4 protein-coding genes and 1 pseudogene are annotated in these 3,525 nt (G+C 64.2%); all 5 read right to left on the reverse strand.

Annotation, left to right across the window (positions count from 1 at the left end):
- The coding region (locus WBB85_RS13650; protein ID WP_432639158.1) for an ATP-dependent metallopeptidase FtsH/Yme1/Tma family protein at positions 1–208 on the reverse strand (208 nt) is incomplete at its 3' end.
- A 79-nt stretch (positions 209–287) separates the two neighbouring features.
- Positions 288–1,526, reverse strand: coding sequence for a tRNA lysidine(34) synthetase TilS (tilS, locus tag WBB85_RS13655; protein WP_432639159.1), 1,239 nt, complete (start codon positions 1,524–1,526; stop codon positions 288–290).
- On the reverse strand, positions 1,523–2,362 hold the full coding sequence (ybgF, locus tag WBB85_RS13660; RefSeq protein ID WP_432639160.1) for a tol-pal system protein YbgF: 840 nt from the start codon (positions 2,360–2,362) through the stop codon (positions 1,523–1,525). The genes tilS and ybgF overlap by 4 nt, the downstream gene beginning before the upstream one ends.
- Positions 2,363–2,369: 7 nt before the next feature.
- A complete protein-coding gene (gene pal / locus WBB85_RS13665) occupies positions 2,370–2,897 on the reverse strand; it encodes a peptidoglycan-associated lipoprotein Pal (RefSeq protein WP_432639161.1) in 528 nt (175 codons plus the stop codon).
- Positions 2,898–2,972: 75 nt separating this feature from the next.
- Positions 2,973–3,525: pseudogene (gene tolB / locus WBB85_RS13670) on the reverse strand (Tol-Pal system protein TolB); the annotation flags it as partial.

A 3,525-nucleotide genomic window follows, 5' to 3' on the forward strand; every position in this document is an offset into this window, starting at 1 on the left:
AGGTCGTACCGTCCTTGGTCTGGACCTGCACCTGCTCGCCGTCGATCACGACTGCGCTGACCTCATTCGCATCGACCTTCGCAAGGAAGTCGGAATAGCTCAGCGTCCGCGAGTTCATCGTCGACTGTCCGTTGCCGAACAGATTGAACAGCGCCAGGATCAACAAAAACAGCACGACCCAAAAGGCGATGTTGCGCGCGTTACCCACGGGAATCCTCCACACGTAATTCAGCCGCTACGGCGCACCGTGCGGGTTCACCCCTAAAATAGAGATAAAGGGGCCGGGTTCAATGCGATATCAGGAATGAGTGATAACCTGCGACGATTTCCGCCGCCCAGCCGTTCGAAAACCCCGCCAATGGGGCTGAAATAAGGGTTTCGTCGCGCCAGATCGCGGGGGATACGATCAACGCCGCCCGCGGAAATGCGGATTCGCGCCAGTCCGGGCATTGCGTGAGTCCCTCTGATCCCAAAGCCCTGACCACCAGCCCGGCATCATGCGGCCCTGAAAGCCGCCACCGATTATCCCAGATCGCATCGGTCGGGCCTTCCAGCCCGGCTACCGCCTTCGGCTCGCGATTGATGCGAAGATCATGACCGCGCAACGCGATCTTGCACCCCCAGAGTGTGGCATCGCGCCGTTCGCGGATCGCGGCTTTCAGACGCTGCACCGCATCGGCACGCGGCGCGTATTCGGCGCCAGAGGTCCATATCAATGCACCAACCAGCAATCGCCGTGCCGTTTCAGGGGCAAGACGCAGGAAGGCGTCGCGGTCGACAACCAGCTCACCCCCCGCTTCTCGCACGATCCGCCCGGCGATCTCCGCCGTCGCCTCGACCACAACCTGCCGCACCTGAGCCAGATTATCGGCGACATTCGCAAGGTCCGGTACCTTAATCCCGAGCGGTGTCAGCGCCTGCAGAACCTTGCGCGCCTTCACACGGGTATAACGATCATCCTCATTGGTCGGATCCTCGACCCAACCCACCCCGCGTGCAGTCAACTCGTCCCGCAGCGTCTGCCGCGTCACATCCAGAAACGGGCGCTGCCAGAGAATGCCGTGCTCAGACCAGTTTCTGCGCATGCCGGAAAGCCCGTCAATCCCCGCGGCGCGCGCAAGGCCCATCAGCACGCATTCTGCCTGATCGTCGGCCGTATGGCCGGTCGCGACATGAGTGATGCCCTTCTCGCGCGCCCAATCGGCGATCAGACGATATCGCGCCCGCCGCGCCGTGTCCTGCAGATTGCCGCTGATCCCGGCATGATTCCAGACCCGCACCTCCTGCGGCACACCGAGGGTGGCGCAGAACCGGGCGACCATCCGCGCCTCATCCACGGAACCGGGTCGCAACCGGTGATCAACCGTAATGGCCATCACCGGCGGACCGCCCTCAGCCGCCCAGTCGGCGGCGAGGCAAAGCAGCGCCATGGAGTCGCCACCACCGGATACGGCAACGCCGAGCCTGTCGGGCAGGCTCGGCGCAAAAGCCTTCTTCAGGATGGAGAGAAGGTCGCCCCCTCTCACTGACAGGAAAGCGCCTGCATGGCGGTGGAGGCTTCGACCGCCTCAGGTGCCGTCGGGAACCGTACGCCGACCTCGCCCAGCGTCACGCAGGCTTCCTGTGTCTGACCCAGCACGCCAAGCGCGGCACCAAGCTTCAATAGTGCGGCAGGGGCCCGCGGCCCGTCCGGCGCGCCGGAAAAGGCATTGAGATAGGCCCGTGCAGCATTCGACGTATCGCCAAGCTGCAACAGCGCCTCACCGCGCAGGAACTGCGCCTCACCGGTCAGGGGACCGCCGGGATAGTTGGTGGTGAAGGCCGAGAATTTGTCGGCCGCGCCCTGATAGTCACCCGCATCGAGTGCGGCCTTGGCACTATCGAAATCCGCCTGCTCGCTCATCGCAAGCTCTGGCGCAGGGGCAGTGCCGGTCGCCGGAAGTGTCGTGACCGACGGCAGGGCAGCGCCCCCGCCCGTCCCGCCACCAAGGCTCTGGCTGATCGGCAGGTTCCCCGGATCGCAACCCTCTTCCAATTCGCAGATGCGGAACTCCAGATCGCCGATCCGGTTGGTGCCATCGGCGACCACCCGGTTGACCTGGTTCTGCACAGCTTCCGCCTGCGAGGTGAGCCGCGACAGCTCTGCCTCCATCGCGTTCATTCGGTCCAAGGCCGACGCCCCTCCCGCCGCCTGCATCGCCGAGGCGCCGCCCGCAACCAGTTCGGACCTCAGCGCCTGCAACTGCCCGGCCAGGGCCGACAGTTCAGCCCGCATATCGGCAATCGTCTGGGCACGGTCCTGCGCGAAAGCGGGGGCGCCAAGCAGCGCCACCGATAGAAGAAGGGAGGGAAGCCGGATCATCATTGCCTCAGACGCCCGCGCCTGCGCCGATCACCGTGACGGCCCGGCGGTTCTGGTTGTAACAGGCCTCATCCGAACAGACCGCCAGCGGGCGTTCCTTGCCGTAAGAGACTGTCTGAAGCCGGTTCGGCGCAATGCCTTGCGAGATCAGGTATTGCTGCACGGCCGAGGCGCGGCGCGCACCAAGGGCAAGGTTGTATTCGCGCGTACCCTGTTCGTCTGCATGGCCTTCGATGATGGCGGTATTGCCGGGGTGATTGTTCAGCCAGGCCGCCTGTTGCGCCAGCGTTGACTGCGCCTCGGGCGACAGCGTCGACTGGTCGACGGCAAACAGCACCTTGTCGCCGATCGTCTGCTGGAAATAGGCCAGCGAGTTCGGGTCATTCGGGTCGCCCAGCGCGCCGGACGAGATGCCACCGGCACCCACACCGCCCGCACCATTGGCGCCGCCGCCCGCGCCGAAGCGGTCGGGATTGTTACAGCCCGACAGCGCCAGCGCGCCCGCGACCAGAAGGATGGAAGAGAGTTTCATCATCGGTTTTACCGCCTTTGTTCTTGGCTCGATGGCCGTTACCTTATCATTCGTCGCAGCGATTGGGAATCCGCCGTCTTACGGCAGCAAAGGCGACCACGCCGGGTCAGACGCGGCCCCTTCCATCGGTACCGCACGCAGGTTCCGGCCCGTGATATCGACCGAAAAAAGCTGCGCCCCGCCACCCGCACCGGGGGTTTCGCGTGTGAACATGATCACGCGGCCGTTCGGCGCCCAAGTCGGGCCTTCATCCAGAAAGGAAGCGGTCAGCAGGCGTTCCTCGCTGCCATCGGTGCGCATCACGCCGATATGGAAGCGGCCCGCATTCTGCTTGGTAAAGGCCACCATATCACCGCGCGGGGACCAGACCGGGGTGCCGTATCGCCCTTCGCCAAAACTGATCCGGCTCGGCTCGCCTCCACCCGCAGACATGATGTAAAGTTGCTGGTTCCCCGACCTGTCGCTTTCAAACACGATCTTTCTGCCATCTGGCGAGAAAGAGGGAGCCGTCTCGATCGAGGGCGCATTGGTCAACTGGGTCATCTGGCCCGAAGAAAGCTGCATTGCATAGAGGTCCGTATTGCCGCCGCTTTCGAGCGAGAAGACCACTGTCCCGCCATCGGGCGAGAAC

Source organism: Albidovulum sp. (assembly GCF_049646345.1).
In the GTDB taxonomy this organism is placed as follows: domain Bacteria; phylum Pseudomonadota; class Alphaproteobacteria; order Rhodobacterales; family Rhodobacteraceae; genus Albidovulum.